The sequence below is a fragment of the Streptomyces sp. NPDC048278 genome (assembly GCF_040652195.1).
Classification (GTDB): Bacteria; Actinomycetota; Actinomycetes; order Streptomycetales; family Streptomycetaceae; genus Streptomyces.
This window is the reverse complement of sequence record NZ_JBEZLP010000003.1, coordinates 489,643-508,088: the sequence shown is the minus strand read 5'-3', so window position 1 is coordinate 508,088 and position 18,446 is coordinate 489,643. Positions and strand designations below refer to the sequence as shown.

Annotated in this window: 14 protein-coding genes; 5 read left to right on the top strand and 9 right to left on the bottom strand. The window is 72.4% G+C overall.

Going from position 1 to position 18,446, the window contains the following annotated elements; translation table 11 throughout:
• The first annotated feature begins 189 nt into the window (after positions 1–189).
• Positions 190–1,665 (top strand): regulator, encoded by a 1,476-nt coding sequence (locus AB0D74_RS08460; protein ID WP_362581838.1) that lies wholly within the window; start codon positions 190–192, stop codon positions 1,663–1,665.
• A 307-nt stretch (positions 1,666–1,972) separates the two neighbouring features.
• Here AB0D74_RS08460 and AB0D74_RS08455 read toward each other — a convergent pair whose 3' ends face one another.
• Positions 1,973–3,331: an NAD(P)/FAD-dependent oxidoreductase gene (locus AB0D74_RS08455; RefSeq protein ID WP_362581836.1), complete on the bottom strand. Its 1,359-nt coding sequence runs from the start codon at positions 3,329–3,331 to the stop codon at positions 1,973–1,975.
• Between the two features lie 160 nt (positions 3,332–3,491).
• Positions 3,492–4,385, bottom strand: coding sequence for a TIGR01777 family oxidoreductase (locus tag AB0D74_RS08450; protein WP_362581834.1), 894 nt, complete (start codon positions 4,383–4,385; stop codon positions 3,492–3,494).
• A gap of 72 nt (positions 4,386–4,457) precedes the next feature.
• Between AB0D74_RS08450 and AB0D74_RS08445 the strand changes: the two genes are divergently transcribed.
• Positions 4,458–4,946: a GNAT family N-acetyltransferase gene (locus AB0D74_RS08445; RefSeq protein WP_362581832.1), complete on the top strand. Its 489-nt coding sequence runs from the start codon at positions 4,458–4,460 to the stop codon at positions 4,944–4,946.
• 45 nt (positions 4,947–4,991) lie between these two features.
• Here the strand turns inward: AB0D74_RS08445 and AB0D74_RS08440 are convergent, their stop codons facing one another.
• A complete protein-coding gene (locus AB0D74_RS08440; protein ID WP_362581830.1) occupies positions 4,992–6,176 on the bottom strand; it encodes a MarP family serine protease in 1,185 nt (394 codons plus the stop codon).
• Positions 6,177–6,365: 189 nt separating this feature from the next.
• On the opposite strand from AB0D74_RS08440, the gene AB0D74_RS08435 reads away from it, so the two are divergent.
• Positions 6,366–7,244, top strand: coding sequence for a peptidoglycan recognition protein (locus AB0D74_RS08435; RefSeq protein ID WP_362581828.1), 879 nt, complete (start codon positions 6,366–6,368; stop codon positions 7,242–7,244).
• A gap of 72 nt (positions 7,245–7,316) precedes the next feature.
• Positions 7,317–7,562: a hypothetical protein gene (locus AB0D74_RS08430; protein WP_362581826.1), complete on the top strand. Its 246-nt coding sequence runs from the start codon at positions 7,317–7,319 to the stop codon at positions 7,560–7,562.
• Between the two features lie 45 nt (positions 7,563–7,607).
• On the opposite strand, the gene AB0D74_RS08425 is transcribed toward AB0D74_RS08430, so the two are convergent.
• The 6 genes from AB0D74_RS08425 to AB0D74_RS08400 all read right to left on the bottom strand — a co-directional run bounded on the left by AB0D74_RS08425 (position 7,608) and on the right by AB0D74_RS08400 (position 17,251).
• Positions 7,608–8,126, bottom strand: coding sequence for a DUF4240 domain-containing protein (locus AB0D74_RS08425; RefSeq protein WP_362581958.1), 519 nt, complete (start codon positions 8,124–8,126; stop codon positions 7,608–7,610).
• Between the two features lie 97 nt (positions 8,127–8,223).
• Positions 8,224–10,935 (bottom strand): pyruvate dehydrogenase (acetyl-transferring), homodimeric type, encoded by a 2,712-nt coding sequence (aceE, locus tag AB0D74_RS08420; protein WP_362581824.1) that lies wholly within the window; start codon positions 10,933–10,935, stop codon positions 8,224–8,226.
• Between the two features lie 370 nt (positions 10,936–11,305).
• Positions 11,306–11,929 (bottom strand): GntR family transcriptional regulator, encoded by a 624-nt coding sequence (locus tag AB0D74_RS08415; protein WP_362581822.1) that lies wholly within the window; start codon positions 11,927–11,929, stop codon positions 11,306–11,308.
• A gap of 166 nt (positions 11,930–12,095) precedes the next feature.
• Positions 12,096–13,901, bottom strand: coding sequence for a 2-oxoglutarate dehydrogenase, E2 component, dihydrolipoamide succinyltransferase (gene sucB / locus AB0D74_RS08410; protein ID WP_362581820.1), 1,806 nt, complete (start codon positions 13,899–13,901; stop codon positions 12,096–12,098).
• Positions 13,902–13,969: 68 nt separating this feature from the next.
• Entirely contained in the window at positions 13,970–15,358 is a 1,389-nt protein-coding gene (gene lpdA, locus AB0D74_RS08405; protein WP_355726858.1) for a dihydrolipoyl dehydrogenase, read from the bottom strand.
• 354 nt (positions 15,359–15,712) lie between these two features.
• Positions 15,713–17,251: a leucyl aminopeptidase gene (locus AB0D74_RS08400; RefSeq protein ID WP_362581819.1), complete on the bottom strand. Its 1,539-nt coding sequence runs from the start codon at positions 17,249–17,251 to the stop codon at positions 15,713–15,715.
• A 330-nt stretch (positions 17,252–17,581) separates the two neighbouring features.
• On the opposite strand from AB0D74_RS08400, the gene AB0D74_RS08395 reads away from it, so the two are divergent.
• The gene (locus AB0D74_RS08395) at positions 17,582–18,361 is read left to right on the top strand and encodes an endo alpha-1,4 polygalactosaminidase (protein ID WP_362581817.1); all 780 of its coding nucleotides are present in this window, start codon (positions 17,582–17,584) and stop codon (positions 18,359–18,361) included.
• Positions 18,362–18,446: the final 85 nt, after the last annotated feature.

The following is an 18,446-nucleotide window of genomic DNA, read 5'->3' as shown; positions in this document are numbered from 1 at the left end:
ACGTCCGCCCGTCGCGCGTCAGCCCTGGGACCAATCCTCACACGATCGGATGAATGAACGGCGAGATGTGCGATCGACTGCTCACTCTCCGCTACATTCGCGCCGTCCACGAGCGCCAAAAGGGCTGCTCACCGGCAATCCGGGCACAAGCGACCGAGCTGAGCCAGAAGGCAGGAGACCGCACCCCAGATGACGGACCGACCCGCGCAGCGCACCCCCAACCGCCAGCTCGCCGCGCTCATCGCAGAAGCAGGGTTCTCCAACGCGGGTCTGGCCCGGCGCGTCGACCAACTCGGACTCGAACACGGGCTGGATCTCAGATACGACAAGACATCGGTCACCCGGTGGCTGCGCGGTCAGCAGCCCCGGGGCACCACCCCCGCCCTGATCGCCGAGGTCTTCACCCGGCGCCTCGGCCGCCGGCTCACCGCGCAGGACCTGGGTCTCGACGCCTGTGCCCCGGTCTACGCCGGGCTGGAGTTCGCGGCCACCCCCGAGGAGGCCGTCGACATCGTCAGCGGGCTCTGGCGCAAGGACTCCGGCAGCCACGCCGAGCTCCGCAAGATCGCCTTCACCCCGGCCGGGCTGGTCGTGCCCAGCCGGGACTGGCTGATCGGCCGCGCCGACGACAAGGTGGCCCGCGGCGAGCCGGCGGCGCAGGTGACCGCGGTCCGGGTGCCGGCGCAGACCCGGCCGGCCCCGCCCAAGCCGGTGCCGCTCGCCCCGGTGCGGCCACGCGGGCAGGCCGAGCGCGGGCCCGGTCAGAAGGTGACCGGCGGTGACATCGCCGCGCTCCGCTCGGTCGGCGAACTGTTCCGCTCCCTCGACGACCAGTACGGCGGCGGCCACGCCCGGCAGGCCCTCGTCCGGTACCTGGAGCACGAGTGCGAGCCGATGCTGCGCGGCACGTACGGGGAGCAGACCGGCCGCAGGCTGTTCGGCGCGGCGGCGGACCTGACCCGGCTCGCGGGCTGGACGTCGTACGACATCGCCGCGCACGGCCTCGCCCAGCGCTACTTCGTCCAGTCGCTGCGGCTCGCCCAGGCGGCGGGGGACCGGTCCTACGGCTCCTACGTCCTCGTCACCATGAGCCGCCAGGCGGTCTACCTCGGCCACGGCCGGGAGGCGGTGCAGCTCGCGCGCGTCGCCCAGCAGGGGGTGGGCACGAGCGCCCCGCCGGTCGTGCAGGCTCTGCTCCACGCGGCCGAGGCGCGGGCCCACGGGGTGCTCGGCGAGGTGCGCGCCTGCACGGGGGCGCTCGTCCGTGCCGAGCGGGCCCTGGAGACGGCCCGTCCCGGCGACGAAGTCCCGTACTGGGCCCGCTTCTTCGACGAGGCGCAACTGGCCGACGAGTTCGGCCACTGCCACCGGGACCTCCAGCAGTTCCGGGCGTCCGCGCAGCACGCCGAGCGCTCCCTGCAACTCCGTGCGCCCTCCTATGCCCGCAGCCGCCTCTTCTGCCGCGTCGTCCTCGCCACGGCCCGCCTGGGCCTGGGCGAACTCGACCAGGCGTGTGCGCTGGGGGTGGAGGCGGCGGGGGCGGCGGCGGAGATGCGCTCGGTCCGCGCGCTCGAGTACGTCAAGGACTTCGAACGCCGACTGGAGCCGTACAAGGACGCAGCACCGGTGAAGGGCTACCGCGAGAAGGTCGCCACCCTGAACTGACCCTCCCCTGCCCCCGGTTCCCACCGTCGCCGGGTGCCGCGCCGTCGTGGCTGATCGCGCAGTTCCCCGCGCCCCTGGCGGGGCGGCGCTCTGCTGTGCCCCTTGCGGGGGCGCGATACCGCTCGCCTTCTCTTTCCGCCGCAGCGGTGGCCAGCCACGATGGCGTTGTCCGGCGGCGCCGAGCCGACCCTTGCCGGCTCCTGCCGTTCGTCGGGTGCGGCGCCGTCGTGGCTGGTCGCGCAGTTCCCCGCGCCCCTTGTGGGGCGCGAGTGCTGCTTGCGTTTTTCTGTGGTGGCGAGAGGGGGCGTTAGGCGGCTCGGCGTTGTAGGGGTTCTGACCTGTTCAGGGAGGTTGTTGTGGTGAGGTCGGTCAGGATTGCCGCGGTGGCTCGGTGGGCTGAGTGGAGGGCTCCCTGGACGGTGCTGGTGTCGCGGTGGTCGCCGCAGACGTAGAGGCCGGCGAGGAGGCGGACGGGGCGGCGGAGGTCGTGCGGGGGGCGCATGGCGGGGATGGCCTCGGGGGTGTGGTGGACCGCGAGGGTCTCCCAGCGGCGGGTGGACGTGCCGTAGAGGCGGGTGAGGTGCATGCGGACCGCTGTGTCGACGTCGGAAGGGGGCGTGCCGAGGACGGTGGAGGAGATCAGGGCGCGGCCCTGGGGGGCGCGGCTCGGGTCGATGTTGCTGACGACGGAGGTGTGGGAGACGGGGCCGCCCCGGTCGGCGTCCAGGAGGAGGGACGTTCCGGTCGTGAGGGTCACCGGCTCGTCGGTCGTGTGGTGGACCACCGTCACCCGGTGGAAGTCCGGGACGCGCAGACCCGGGAGCAGCTCCGCGGCGGCCCTCGCGTCCGTGGCGACCAGCACCGCCCGGCAGCGGATCTCGCCGTGTTCGGCCGTCGTCACCGAGGTGGTGGAGACCGAGGTGACCCGTACGCCGGTGTGCACCGTGCCCGGCGGCAGCGCGCGGGCCAGGAGCTCCGGGAGGACCTCGGCGCCGCCCTCCGGCACGCACAGCCGCCCGCTCGCGAAGGACCGCAGCGCGAGGTCCGCGCACCGGCTGGACGTCGTCAGCTCGGGGTCGCAGAGGAGGGCCGCGAGCAGCGGGCGCAGGAAGCCGTCGATCGTGCGGGCGGGCACCCCGCGCTCCGCGAGGGCGTGGGCGGCGGGGAGTTCGGGGCGGGCGAGGATGCGTTCGACCGGGGTCGTGGCGATACGGCCCAGCGCGGCGCCCAGACGGGCCTGGTCGACCGCGCCGCCCATCGGCGCGGTCGAGCGCGGCGGTGCCACCGGCGAGCCGCCCCTGGGGGCGCTTGCCAGGGCGCGCACGGCATACAGTGCGCCCCTCGCGCTTCCGCCCCCCGCAGGGGCGCCGGCCCGGTGCCTGCGCCCGTCGCGATGCAGCAGCACGCCGGGCGCGTACCGGCGCAGAACCAGGGCGTCCAGTCCCGGGGCGAGCCGCAGCTCCGGATAGGACGTGGACAGGAGCTGCCCGATCCGGTCGAGCCGGAAGCCGTCCACCTTCTCGGTCGACATGCGTCCGCCGACGTAAGGGGCGGCCTCCAGGACCGCGGTCGTTACTCCTGCGCTGTTCAGCCGATGAGCCGCGGAGAGTCCGGCGATACCGGCTCCCACGATGACGACGTCCGCCTGGTACGCGGGCTCATGCACGAGGCCCCTCCTCGATTGCGCGTCCGGTGGAGACGTGATGCCCCCAACAAGCTCCGGGGATACCCGAGTTCGGGTCGAGGTTAGGACGGTGATCGGTCAAGGACAGTCGCGCATGAACAGGGCACGGTCGCACGGCGGTCGCATACGGTCACAGGGGCCGTCAGGCCGCGCGGATCGCGTCCTCGATGCCCGGGAACGCGAAGGTGAACCCCGACTCCAGCAGCCGCTTCGGCACCACCCGTTGGCTGCCCAGCACGTCCCCGGCCATCTCGCCGAGGGCCGCCCGCAGCACCGGGGAGGGCACCGGGAAGCGGGCCGGGCGGCGCAGCACCCGGGCCATCGCCGCGGTGATCTCGGCGTTGGTCAGGGGGTCGGGCGCGGTGAGGTTGAAGGGCCCCGCCAGACCCTCGGTCTCCATCAGGAACCTGATCGCGGCCACCTCGTCGTGCAGCGCGATGAACGACCAGTACTGGCGGCCGTCGCCCAGCCGGCCCCCGAGCCCGGCCCTGAAGAGCGGGAACAGCCGGCCCCAGGCCCCGCCCCCGCGGGCCACCACCAGACCCGTGCGCGGGAACACCGTCCGTACACCCGCCTCCTGCGCCGGGGCCGCCGCCTCCTCCCACTCCACGCACAGCGACGGCAGGAAACCGTCCCCGGGCGGGGCGTCCTCGTCCACGGCCCGGTCACCGGTGTCGCCGTAGAAGCCCATCGCGCTGCCGCTCACGAACACCCGCGGCGGGTCCGGCAGCGCCGCCACGGCCTCCGCGAGCGCCGCCGTGCCGAGCACCCTGCTGTCCCGGATCTCCCGCTTGTAGGCGTCCGTCCAGCGCCGGTCGCCGATCCCGGCCCCGGCGAGGTTCACCACCGCGTCGCAGCCGGCCAGGCCCGCGGTGTCCACGTACTGCCCGCCGGGGTCCCAGCAGACCTCGCCGGTGCCGTGGGCCGCGCGCCGCACCAGGCGCACCACCTCGTGCCCGTCCGCCCGGAGGGACCGCACCAGGGCGCTGCCGATGAGGCCGGACGCGCCGGCCACCGCGATACGAGAACGTTCCATGGGTCCCAGCATGCCGGGAAGGACGGGGGAAAACCCCTGGGGCCCCGGTACCGGCCGACTTAGGGTGACCGCATGCCGGAACCGTACATACGCACCGCCCTGCCGGACGACGACGAGGAGCTCTCCGCCCTCGACCGCGCCACCTGGTCGTACCTGCACGCGGTGCTGCCGAGGCCGCAGCCGCCGTACGACCCCTTCTTCGGCGAGCGGCACGCCCCCGAGGACACCCTGGTCGCCGAGGCCGACCGGCGCATCGTCGGCTACATCCGCCTCGGCCTCGCCTACAAGGTCGCCTCCAACGCGCACGTCCGGCAGATCCAGGGCCTCGCGGTCGCCGAGGAGGCCCGCGGCCGGGGTGTGGCGCGGGCGCTGCTGCGGGCGGCGATGGAGGAGGCCCGGCGCCGCGGCGCCCGCCGGATCCGGCTCGGCGTCCTCGGGCACAACACCCCCGCCCGCCGGCTCTACGCGTCGGAGGGCTTCACCGTCGAGGGCGTGCTGCCGGGGGAGTTCTTCCTGGACGGCGAGTACGTCGACGACGTGATCATGGGCCGGCCGCTGTGAAGCCCAAGGCTTGACGCCCAAGGCATGACGCCCAGGACGTGACGCTCAGGACGTGATCAGCTCGCCCGTGTCCACCGGCGAGGTGGCGCGCGCCCCGCGCGCGGCGTCCGTGGCCACCTCGTCGGCGGTCAGCACGTACCCCGTCTCGTCGTCGGACGTGGAGCGGGCGAACACCACGCCGTACACCTTGCCGTCGGTGGTCAGCAGCGGGCCGCCCGAGTTGCCGGGGCGGACCGTGGAGCGGATCGAGTAGATCTCCCGGGTCACGGTGGCGTCGTTGTAGATGTTCTGGCCGGTGGCCTGCACCTTGTTCGCCACGGTGGCCGCCTGGAGGTTCAGGTTGCCGTCCTGCGGATAGCCGGCCACCACCGCGGAGTTCCCGCGCGCCGCGCTCGTGTCGAACTTCAGCACCGGAGCCCGCAGCTGCGGCACGTACAGCACCGCCACGTCCCGGTCCGGGTCGAAGAGGACGACCTCCGCGTCGTACGTCGGACCGACCCCGCCGATCCGCACGCTCGGGCTGTCGATGCCGGCCACCACGTGCGCGTTGGTCATCACGTGCTCCGGCGCGAACACGAACCCGCTGCCCTCGCGGCCCTGGGTGCCGGAGGAACCCTCGATCTTGACCGTGCTGCGCTTGGAGGCGTTGGTGGCCGCCGCCGTGACGTTGTCCCCGGAGGGCTTGGCGACCTGGGCCGTCGACTCGTTCTCGAACGGGTTGAAGACCTGCGGGAAACCCGCCTCGGTCAGTGCGGAGGTGGCCCGCGAGAACCAGGCCGGGGTGGTGTCCGGCATCGCGCTCTGCACCGTGCCCAGCAGCTTCGAGTCGCGGATCGCCGTCGTCACCGCGGGCGACGAGGACGCGCCCAGCACGCTCGCCGCCACCCAGGCCACGATCAGCACCGCCACCGAGTTGGCGACCGCGCCCCCTATCCCGTCGGCCACCCTGAGCGGCCCCTGGTCCAGCTCCCGGCGCAGCCGCAGCGCCAGCCGCCCGGCCAGCTCGTGCCCCACCACCGCCGGCACCAGCACCGTCAGCACCGCGACCACCGTCGCCGTCGCCGTCCCGCGCGTGACCAGCTCCATCACCCACGGCAGCACCCACACGCCGATCACCGCGCCGCCCACGAACCCGGCCAGCGACACACAGCCGGCCATCAGCCCGCGCCGGTAGCCGGACGCCGCGTAGACGAGGACCACCAGTACGAGCACCAGGTCGAGCAGGTCCACGGAGCCGCCTTTCTCTCGGTGCCCTTAATACGGCCGGGACAGGTCCAGTGATCAGTTCACGCGCGCGAGGCCACGGGAACCGGCCACGCGTGCGTGTACCCCCTGAAACGCCCCGGACCAGGACGATGGTTCCACCAGGTGGCACAGCACACATCGCGGGCGCAGACGATCACCCCGAGAGTGATTGCCATGCGTGTCATCCCACGAGCGGGGCGGCGCACCAGGATCACCGCCCTGACGCTGCTCGGCTGCCTGCCCGGTCTCGCCGCCGTCCTCGCCCTGGTGCTGTGCACCCAGGGCGCCGACCGCACCGTCGCGATCCACCTGGCCGCGCCCGCGCCCGCCAGCCCCGCGGCCTTCCACCGGGCGCCCCGGCCGCACATCGTGCCGCGCTCGGCCTGGCTCGACGCCACCGTCCGCCGCACCCAGCCGCCACCGCGCTACGACGACCAGGTCGTCGCCGTCTTCGTGCACCACACCGACTCGCCCAACGGCTACTCCTGCGCGCAGTCCCCCGAGATCATCCGCCGCCTGTACACCGGCCAGACCGGCGACCGCGCCTGGGACGACATCGGCTACAACTTCCTCGTCGACCGGTGCGGCACCGTCTACGAGGGCCGCGCGGGCGGCGCGGACCGGGCCGTCACCGGCGCGCACACCCAGGGCTTCAACCACCGCACCGCCGGCATCGCCGCCCTCGGCACCTTCACCGCCGGGGTACCCGTGCCGCGCGCCATGACCGACGCGATCGCCGCCGTCGCCGCCTGGAAACTCGGGCTGGCCGGCGTCGACCCGCGCGGCAGCGCCCGGCTGGTCTCCAGCAACGGCCTCAGCCGGTACCGGGAGGGCACCGTCGTCGCCCTGCCCGCGGTCGCCGGCCACCAGGACGGCTACCGCACCAACTGCCCCGGAGCCGCCCTCGCCGCCAGTCTCCCGGAGATCAGGGAGACGGCGGCCCGGTTGCAGGGCAGGTCGGCCCAGGCGGGAACCCCTCTGCGCACCCTCATGGAAAAGCCCCCGACGACCGCCCTCGGACCACCCGCGAAAGCGTCCACAGGAACGCCATAGGCGGCACGCAGGCGGCTCAGATCCCCGCGCCCTACCGTCAGGGACATCAGAAGCCGACTGGAGGTGGGGATCATGAACAGCAGTCGTACCGAAGCCCGTACGGACGCCACGCAGGCCACGGAGAAGGGCGGCCGGGGCAGGTCCTGGGGACCCTGGGCCGTGGTGTGCGCGGTCGCGACGGTCGTCCTCGGCCCGGCCGCGGTCACCGCGTCCGCCCTCGACCAGGCCAACGCGGCGCCGATGCACCACGCGGTCAAGGCCGAGCAGACCCAGGCGTACATCCCGTCGGACGCGACCCGCCGCCGTACCGCGGCCTGAGCCACACCCGTCCGGGTCCGACCTCAAGTTCCAACCGTCCGGGCCCTACCCCTTGAAGCGGTCCCACAGTCTGGGGAACCGCTCGGCGAGCGCCCGGCCGTTCTCGAAGTCGACCGGGGCGCCCTCGGGTTCGGAGGGCGCGGGGGCGATGCCCAGGTCCGGCGCCACCGTCCCGGTCAGCTGCTCGTACGCCTCGTCCGCCGCGTACCCCAGCTCCTCGCCGTCGCCGTCGATCTCCTCGTCGAAGTCGGCGAGCAGCTCGGCCAGCGCGTCCGGGTCGTGCAGGGCGCCCTCGAAGATCTCCCGGCCCTGGGCGATGAGCCAGCAACGGAAGAAGTCGAACGCGTCGTCGCTGGCCCCGTCCAGCAGCACCCAGGCGGCACCCCACAGGTCCCAGCGGTAGGCGCGGTTGTAGCGGGCCTCGAAGTGCCGGGCGAAGTCCAGGACAAGATCGGGCTCCAGCTGGAGCAGCCGCTCCACGAGCAGGTCGGCCTGCTCCTCCGGGTCGCCCTCGGCCGCCTCGCGGGTGGTGTCGACCAGCTCCCAGAACTCCGTCTCGTCCATCACGGGTCCAGCATCGTGCCTGGGCGCCGGGGGCGCACGCGGAGTGGTGCGGATTGTTATCCACCGTCACTCCGGCGTGCGTCACCCCGTCAACCGGTCAGAGCGCGTAGCGCTCCCGTGCTTCCTTCACCGCGGTCGCCTTGACCTCGCCGCGCCTGGCCAGCTGGGCCAGGGCCGCCACGACGACCGACTCGGCGTCGACACCGAAGTGGCGGCGGGCCGCGTCCCGGGTGTCGGAGAGACCGAAGCCGTCGGCGCCGAGGGAGGACCAGTCCTGCTCGACCCACTGCGCGATCTGGTCCGGGACCTGGCGCATGTAGTCGGACACGGCCAGCACCGGGCCCTCCGCGCCGTGCAGCACCTGACGCAGGTACGGCACCCGCTCCTCGCCGCGCAGCAGGGCCGCGTCCGCCTCCATGGCGTCACGGCGGAGCTCCGTCCAGGAGGTGGCGGACCAGACGTCGGCGGCCACGCCCCACTCCTCGGCGAGCAGCCGCTGCGCCTTCAGCGTCCAGTGGATCGCCGTACCGGAGCCGAGCAGCTGGATGCGCGGGGCGTTCGCCGGCACGGACAGCCCGGCCGACTCCGCCGTGTTGAAGCGGTACAGACCCTTGACGATGCCCTCGTCGACACCGAGCCCGGCCGGCTTGGCGGGCTGCGGGAGCGGCTCGTTGTAGACGGTCAGGTAGTAGAAGACGTTCGGGTCCTCGCCGGGGGCCGCCTCGCCGTACATCCGGCGCAGACCGTCCTTGACGATCGTCGCGATCTCGTAGGCGAAGGCCGGGTCGTACGACAGCGCGGCCGGGTTGGTCGCGGCGATCACCGGGGAGTGGCCGTCGGCGTGCTGGAGGCCCTCGCCCGTCAGGGTCGTACGGCCGGCCGTGGCGCCGACGAGGAAGCCGCGGCCGAGCTGGTCGCCGAGCTGCCACATCTGGTCGGCGGTCCGCTGCCAGCCGAACATCGAGTAGAAGATGTAGAACGGGATCATCGCCTCGCCGTGCGTCGCGTACGCGGTGGACGCGGCGATGAAGTCGGCCATCGAACCGGCCTCGGTGATCCCCTCGTTGAGGATCTGGCCGTTCTTGGCCTCCTTGTAGTACATCAGCTGGTCGCGGTCGACCGGCTCGTACGTCTGCCCCTTGGGCGAGTAGATGCCCAGGGAGGGGAAGAGGCTCTCCATGCCGAAGGTGCGCGCCTCGTCGGGGACGATCGGCACCCAGCGCTTCCCGGTCTCCTTGTCGCGGACCAGGTCCTTGACGAGGCGGACGAAGGCCATGGTCGTCGCCACGTTCTGCGTGCCGGAGCCCTTGTCGAAGGAGGCGAAGGCCTTGTCGGCGGGGGCGGGCAGCGGGGCGAGGGCGTGCGTACGGCGGGCCGGGGCCGGGCCGCCGAGGGCCGCGCGGCGCTCCTGGAGGTAACGCACCTCGGGGGAGTCGGCGCCCGGGTGGCCGTAGGGCACGACGCCGTCGGCGAAGGCGCTGTCCGGGATCGGCAGCTCCAGCAGCTCCCGCATCGTCTTGAACTCGTCCACCGTCAGCTTCTTCATCTGGTGGTTGGCGTTCTTCGACGCGAAGCCGTTGCCGAGGGTGTGGCCCTTGACGGTCTGGGCGAGGATCACGGTCGGCGCGCCCTTGAACTCGACGGCGGCCTTGTACGCGGCGTACACCTTGCGCGCCTCGTGACCACCGCGCGAGAGGTGGAAGCACTCCAGGATCTTGTCGTCGCTGAGCAGCTTCGCCATCTCGGCGAGCGCCGGGTCCTTGCCGAAGAAGTCGGCGCGGATGTAGGCGGCGTCGCGGGTCTGGTACGTCTGCACCTGCGCGTCCGGTACCTCGCGGAGGCGGCGTACCAGCGCACCGGTGGTGTCGAGCTGGAACAGCTCGTCCCAGGCGGTACCCCAGAGCGTCTTGACGACGTTCCAGCCGGCGCCGCGGAACTGGGCCTCCAGCTCCTGCACGATCTTGAAGTTGGCGCGGACCGGGCCGTCGAGGCGCTGCAGGTTGCAGTTGATGACGAAGGTGAGGTTGTCGAGGCCCTCGCGGGAGGCGAGGGCGAGCGCCGCCGTCGACTCGGGCTCGTCCATCTCGCCGTCGCCGAGGAAGGCCCAGACGTGGGACTGCGAGACGTCCTTGATGCCGCGCGCGGTCAGGTACCGGTTGAAGCGGGCCTGGTAGATGGCCGAGAGCGGGCCGAGGCCCATGCTCACCGTCGGGAACTCCCACAGCCAGGGCAGGCGGCGGGGGTGCGGGTACGACGGGAGGCCGTTGCCGCCGGCCTCCTGGCGGAAGTTGTCGAGGTGCGCCTCGGTCAGGCGGCCGTCGAGGAACGCGCGGGCGTAGATGCCGGGGGAGGCGTGGCCCTGGATGTAGAGCTGGTCGCCGCTGCCGGCCGCCTCAGGGGATTCCTTGCCCTTGAAGAAGTGGTTGAAGCCGGTCTCGTAGAGCCAGGCGGCGGAGGCGAAGGTCGCGATGTGCCCGCCGACACCGTGTTTGGCGCCCCGGGTGACCATCGCAGCCGCGTTCCAGCGGTTCCACGCGGTGATCTTCCGCTCCATCTCCTCGTCGCCGGGGACGGCCGTCTCGGCGGCGGTGGGGATGGTGTTGAGGTAGTCCGTCTCCAGCAGCTTCGGCAGCGCGACGCCGTCCGCCTCGGCACGCTCCAGCGTGCGGCGCATCAGGTATGCGGCGCGGTGCGGCCCGGCCTCCCTGGCCACGGCGTCCAGGGAGGCCCGCCACTCGGCGGTCTCCTCCGGGTCCCGGTCGGGGAGCTGGTCGAGCGCGCTCGGCTGGATGGCCTGGGGGTCGGTCATGTCGCCGCCTTCCTCAGTCGAAGGGGGTTCCCTCATCGGCAAGGGGTTCAGGGGTGCCCTTGGTCTTTGGCAGGACAGGGCAGAGGGCCCGGGTGCGGGCCCGTCGGTGACTCTAACTCCCTGATCGATGATCGATCAAAGGGTTGCGGGCAAAACCTCTCGATTCCGAGAAAGTCGGCACGGGGTGCCTTCGGCAATGGCACCGGGTGACGTGATCCAGTCGACGTTTACGCAGGTGGGGCGGTGTTTGAGCGGGGGAGCGCTCTTGTGTGGGGGCGCCGATTTTCTGGGGGCGCGGTGCTCGGTCGGGTGCCGCGACGTCGTGGCTGGTCGCGCAGTTCCCCGCGCCCCTGAGGGGGCGCTTTTCGGCTCACGGTCTTGGGGCGCAGCCCAGGACGTGGGATTTGACGATGTCGGCGATGCGGGGGTCGCGGCGTTTGAAGGCGGCGACCAGTTCTTCGTGTTCCTCGGCGTAGGACTGCTGGACCGTGCCCAGCCAGCGGATCGACAGGGCCGTGAAGACCTCGATGCCGAGGCCCTCCCAGGTGTGCAGCAGCACCGAGTTGCCGGCCGCCCGGACCAGCTCGCGGTGGAAGCCGACCGTGTGGCGGACCTGGGCCGTGCCGTCGGCGTTGCGGTCGGCGTCGTAGAGAGCCGCCACGTGCGGTTCGAGCGCCGAGCAGTCCTCGGCCAGCCGCTCCGCCGCCAGCTCCGCCGCGATCGCCTCCAGGCCGGCCCGCACCGGGTAGCTCTCCTCCAGGTCGGCCGCCGTCAGGTTCCGCACCCGCACGCCCTTGTTCGGCGCCGACTCGATGAGCCGGAGCGACTCCAGCTCGCGCAGCGCCTCCCGCACCGGCGTCTGGCTGACCTCCAGCTCCGTCGCGATCCGTCGCTCCACGATCCGCTCGCCCGGCTTCCAGCGCCCGCTGACGATTCCCTCCACGATGTGCTCGCGGATCTGTTCGCGCAGCGAGTGGACGACGGGCGCGGTCATGGGAGCTCCTTAAGGGCGTTTGACGTTTAGACAATAAGGCCGGACCGTCTTTCGGGAGAGGCGCACGGGGGCGCTTTCGCGCAGGTGAGACGAGACTTACACGAACACCGGGACGACGGTGCCCCGCCCGGAAGAACTCCGGACGGGGCACAGTGAACCCTGTGGATCAGAGACCGAGCTCGACCTCGAACTCGCCCGCCTCCAGGATCGCCTTGACGGCCGTCAGGTAACGGGCCGCGTCGGCGCCGTCCACCAGGCGGTGGTCGTAGGACAGGGTCAGGTACGTCATGTCGCGGACGCCGATGACCGTGCCCTCCTCCGTCTCGATGACGGCCGGACGCTTGACCGTGGCACCGATGCCGAGGATCGCGACCTGGTTCGGCGGCACGATGATCGTGTCGAACAGCGCGCCGCGCGAGCCGGTGTTGGAGATGGTGAAGGTCGCGCCGGACAGCTCGTCCGGGGTGATCTTGTTGGCGCGGACCTTGCCGGCCAGGTCGGCCGTGGCCTTGGCGATACCGGCGATGTTGAGGTCGCCCGCGTGCTTGATGACCGGGGTCATCAGGCCCTTCTCCGAGTCCACCGCGATACCGACGTTCTCGGTGTCGAAGTAGGTGATCGTGCCCTCTTCCACGTTGATCCGGGCGTTGACGGCCGGGTGGGCCTTCAGCGCCTGGGCCGCCGCCTTCACGAAGAACGGCATCGGGGAGAGCTTGACGCCCTCGCGGGCCGCGAACGAGTCCTTGGCCTGGGCGCGCAGGCGCATCAGGCGGGTCACGTCCACCTCGACCACCGAGGACAGCTGCGCCTGCTCGTGCAGCGCCTTGACCATGTTGTCGCCGATGACCTTGCGGATGCGGGGCATCTTGACGGTCTGGCCACGGAGGGGGGAGACCTCCAGGGCCGGGGCCTTCCTGGCAGCGGCGGCGGCCGGAGCGGCGGCGGCCACGGGGGCCGGGGCAGCGGCGGCGGCCTTCGCGGCCTCGGCGGCGGCGAGCACGTCCTGCTTGCGGATCCGGCCGCCGACGCCGGTGCCCTTGACGCTGCCCAGGTCGACGCCGTTCTCGGCGGCGAGCTTGCGGACCAGCGGGGTGACGTAGGCACCCTCGTCGACCGGAGCGGCCGGAGCCGGAGCCGGGGTGACGGGGGCGGCGGCCACCGGCGCGGGGGCCGGAGCCGGAGCGGCCGGGGCCGGAGCGGCGGCGACCGGAGCCGGCGCCGGAGCGGCCGGGGCGGGCGCGGGGGCCGGCGCGGCAGGAGCCGGAGCCGGAGCCGCGGGGGCCGGGGCAGCGGCGGCGGGCGCCGGAGCCGGGGCGGCCGGGGCCGGGGCAGCCGCCGGAGCGGCACCCGCGGCGCCGATGACGGCGAGCTTGGCGCCGACCTCGGCGGTCTCGTCCTCGCCGACCGTGATCTCCAGCAGCACACCCGAGACGGGCGCCGGGATCTCGGTGTCGACCTTGTCGGTCGAGACCTCGAGCAGCGGCTCGTCGGCCTCGACGGAGTCGCCGACCGACTTCAGCCAGCGGGTGACGGTGCCCTCGGTGACGGACTCACCGAGCGCGGGCAGGACCACGTCCGTGCCGGACGCGCCACCGGCCGGAGCGGCGGGCGCGGCGGCGGGGGCCGGGGCGGGGGCTGCGGGGGCCTCGGCGACCGGCGCGGGGGCCGGAGCGGCCGGAGCCGGGGCGGCCACGGGCTCGGCGGCCGGGGCCGGAGCGGCAGCGGGGGCGCCGGTGCCGTCGTCGATGATCGCCAGCTCGGCGCCGACCTCGACCGTCTCGTCCTCGGCGACCTTGATCGAGGCCAGGATGCCCGAGGCGGGGGCCGGGATCTCGGTGTCGACCTTGTCGGTCGACACCTCGAGCAGCGGCTCGTCGGCCTCGACGCGCTCGCCCTCGGCCTTCAGCCAGCGGGTGACAGTGCCCTCGGTGACGCTCTCGCCGAGCGCCGGAAGGGTTACGGAAACCGCCATGGTTTCGGTTGCTCCTTACGAATTGCGGAAGTCTGTGTTCAAGCGGAGTCGCTTGTGTCGACCGAGGGTCAGTCGTGCGAGTGCAGGGGCTTGCCGGCCAGGGCCAGGTGGGCCTCGCCGAGCGCCTCGTTCTGCGTCGGGTGGGCGTGGATGAGCTGGGCGACCTCGGCGGGCAGCGCTTCCCAGTTGTAGATCAGCTGGGCCTCGCCGACCTGCTCGCCCATGCGGTCGCCGACCATGTGGACGCCGACCACGGCACCGTCCTTCACCTGGACGAGCTTGATCTCGCCGGAGGTGTTCAGGATCTTGCTCTTGCCGTTGCCCGCCAGGTTGTACTTCAGGGCGACGACCTTGTCCGCACCGTAGATCTCCTTGGCCTTGGCCTCGGTGATGCCGACGGAGGCGACCTCGGGGTGGCAGTACGTCACCCGCGGCACGCCGTCGTAGTCGATCGGGACGGCCTTCAGACCGGCCAGGCGCTCCGCCACCAGGATGCCCTCGGCGAAGCCGACGTGCGCGAGCTGGAGGGTCGGGACCAGGTCGCCGACGGCGGAGATGGTCGGGACGTTCGTCCGCATGTACTCGTCGACCAGGACGTAGCCGCGGTCCATGGCGACACCCTGCTCCTCGTAGCCGAGACCGGCGGAGACGGGGCCGCGGCCGACGGCGACGAGCAGGACCTCGGCCTCGAACTCCTTGCCGTCGGCGAGGGTGACCTTGACGCCGTCGGCGGTGTACTCGGCCTTCGAGAAGAAGGTGCCCAGGTTGAACTTGATGCCGCGCTTGCGGAACGCGCGCTCAAGAAGCTTGGAGGAGTTCTCGTCCTCGACCGGGACGAGGTGCTTGAGGCCCTCGACGACGGTGACGTCGGCACCGAAGGACTTCCACGCGGAGGCGAACTCGACGCCGATGACACCGCCGCCCAGGATGATCGCGGACTTCGGCACGCGGTCCAGGACGAGGGCGTGGTCGGAGGAGATGATGCGGTTGCCGTCGATCTCCAGGCCCGGCAGCGACTTCGGCACGGAGCCGGTGGCGAGGAGCACGTGGCGCCCCTGGATCCGCTGGCCGTTGACATCCACGGAGGTGGGGGAGGACAGCCGCCCCGTCCCCTCGATGTACGTCACCTTGCGCGAGGCGATCAGACCCTGCAGGCCCTTGTACAGGCCGGAGATGACACCGTCCTTGTACTTGTGGACGGCGGGGACGTCGATGCCCTCGAACGTGGCCTTGACGCCGAACTGCTCGCTCTCGCGGGCCTGGTCGGCGATCTCGCCCGCGTGCAGCAGGGCCTTGGTGGGGATGCAACCCCGGTGCAGGCAGGTACCGCCGACCTTGTCCTTCTCGATCAGGGCGACGTCCAGGCCCAGCTGCGCCCCGCGCAGGGCCGCGGCGTAACCGCCACTACCACCGCCGAGGATCACTAGGTCGAAAACGGTGCTGGCGTCGTTCGCCACGTCACGTCCTCCATGCATGTGCGCCGTACGCCGGGCACCTTTTTCCCATACGGGTGGTTGACCGGTCGGTCGGCTGGTGTCCGGCCGCTCTTCTTCGGCCCTGTGGGTGGGGCCCTGTCCTGCCGAGCCCCATCTTCGCACTTGTCGGAGGTGAACGAGACGCGGGGCTGGGGTGTGAGACACCACACGCTCACTTGATAACGCCCCGAGGGGAGCGCCCCGAAAGGGGCGCGGGGAACTGCGCGAGAACCCCCCCCCACGGCCCGCAGCCGCCGGACGACGGACCGGACCGGGTCAATGGGCGACGGGGCCTCGCGCTACCCGCATGCGAGGCCCCGTCCACAAAACCCGACGTCAGCCCAGGTCACCCTCGGCCGTCAGCTCGGCCAGCCGCACCAGCGTCCGCACCGCGGACCCCGTGCCCCCCTTCGGCGTGTAACCGAAGGCACCCCCCTCGTTGAACGCGGGCCCGGCGATGTCCAGGTGCGCCCAGGTGATCCCCTCGCCCACGAACTCACGCAGGAAGAGCCCGGCGACCAGCCCGCCGCCCATCCGCTCACCCATGTTCGCGATGTCCGCGGTCGGCGACTCCATCCCCTTGCGCAGGTGCTCCGGCAGCGGCATCGGCCACGCCGGCTCGCCCACCTCCTCCGCGGCCTCGTGCACCGCGGAGCGGAACGCGTCGTCGTTGGACATGATCCCGAACGTCCGGCTGCCCAGCGCCAGCATCATCGCGCCGGTCAGCGTCGCCACGTCCACGATCGCGTCCGGCTGCTCGGCCGACGCCGCCCACAGCGCGTCGGCGAGCACCAGCCGGCCCTCCGCGTCCGTGTTGAGCACCTCGACGGTCTTGCCGCTGTACATGCGCAGCACGTCACCCGGGCGCACGGCGGTGCCGGACGGCATGTTCTCGGCCAGCGCCAGCCACCCGGTCACGTTGACCGGAAGGCCGAGCCGGGCCGCCGTGACGACGGCCGCGAAGACCGCCGCCGCGCCGCTCATGTCGCACTTCATCGTCTCGTTGTGGCCGGCCGGCTTGAGCGAGATGCCGCCCGAGTCGTAGGTGATGCCCTTGCCGACGAACGCGAGGTGCTTGTCCGCGTCCGCGTGCGTGTACGACAGCTTCACCAGCCGCGGGGTCGCCGCCGAGCCGCCGCCGACGCCGAGGATGCCGCCGTAGCCGTCCTTGGCGAGGGCCTTGTCGTCGAGCACCTGGATCTTGAGGCCGTGCTCCTTGGCCGCACCCTGCGCGATCGCGGCGAACGCGGCCGGCGTGAGGTCGTTCGGCGGGGTGTTGATCAGGTCACGGGCCCGGTTGAGCTCCTCGGAGACGGCCGTGGCGCGGGCCAGGGCCGCCTTGTGGGCGGCGTCCCGCGGCTTGCCGCCGAGCAGCACGCCGTCGGCGAGCGGCACCCGGCCGTTCTTCGCCTTCAGGCTCTTGCCGGTGCCGGCACCGTTGTCCTTGTACGTGTCGAACGAGTAGGCGCCGAGCAGCACGCCCTCGCCGATCGCGCCGACGGCGGCAGCGTCCTCGACGGGCAGCGCGAAGGCCGCCTTCTTGGCCCCGGCCAGCGCGCGGGCGGCGACACCGGCCGCCCGGCGCAGGGCCTCGGCCTCGTAGTCCGCGTCCGGGCCGGGCTCGGCGCCCAGGCCCACCGCGATGACCAGCGGCGCCTTGAAGCCGGCCGGAGCGGGCAGCTTCGTCAGTTCGCCCTCGGCACCCGAGGCTCCGAGGGTCTCCAGGACGGCGGCCAGCTTCCCGTCGTAGGCCGTGTCCACGGCTTCGGCGCCCGGGGCGACGACCGGGCCCTTGGCGCCCTTGGCTACACCGATCACGATCGCGTCGGCCCGGAGGCCTGGCGCCGCCGAGGTGCTGAGAGTGAGAGCAGTCACGGTAGTGGGATCTCGCTTCCGATGTTGAGTTGCAGTGGCCGAGCGGGTGGGTCGACCGGGCCCGGGAAGCGACCCTAAGGAGTGTCCTCGGGCCGCGTTGCGACCGGGGCCTTCACCCCGTCGGCGAACACCCGGGACGAGCCTACGCGTGTGGATGCGTTCGCTCATTCCTGCGGTCGTTCACCTGGGGGTGGCGTCGTAGCCACTTTCCTCGGCCCGGACACCGCACCGGACGCCGCACCGGCCCTCGGTGTCCGGGCCGTACCGGGGATGGGAGATCATCCAGGGGGAACCCCGCCGCCTCCCGCCGCACCCCTTGGAGCCCGCCCGGTGAAACTCCGCACCGCCCCGCTGCTCGCCGTCCCGGCCCTGCTCGCCGGCTGCACCCAGGCCCCGGACGCGGGTGACGCCGGGCGCTGGCAGCCGCGGCCGGGCATCAGCTGGCAGTGGCAGCTCAGCGGCCGGGTCGACACCACCGTCAAGGCGTCCGTCTACGACATCGACGGGTTCGACCAGTCCGGGGCGACGGTCGCCGCACTGCACGGCAAGGGCCGCAAGGTCATCTGCTACCTCTCCACCGGCGCCTACGAGGACTGGCGCCCCGACGCGAAGAAGTTCCCGGCGTCGGTGCTCGGCCGCGGCAACGGCTGGGAGGGCGAGCGCTGGCTGGACATCCGCCGTACGGACGTGCTGAAGCCGTTGATGGCGGCCCGCATCGACATGTGCAAGGACAAGGGCTTCGACGCGGTGGAGCCCGACAACATGGACGGCTACAAGAACCGCACGGGCTTCCCCCTCACCGCGGCCGACCAGCTCCGCTACAACAGGCTCGTCGCCGGGCTCGCCCACGACCGCGGCATGGCGGTGGGCCTCAAGAACGACCTGGACCAGATACCGCAGCTGGTGGGCGACTTCGACTTCGCGGTGAACGAACAGTGCGCCCAGTACGGCGAGTGCGACGACCTGAAGCCGTTCGTCAAGGCGGACAAGGCGGTCTTCCACGTGGAGTACGAACTGCCGACGACCAGGTTCTGCGCACAGTCCCGCAAGCTCCGACTGAGCTCGCTGGAGAAGAAGTACGAGCTGGGAGTGTGGCGGAGGGCCTGCTGAAGCGCCGCGCCCCAAAGGGGCGCTGGGGGTCCCCCCGGCCGAAGGCTGGGGGAGGAACTGCGCGACCAGCCCCCACCGGCCCGCA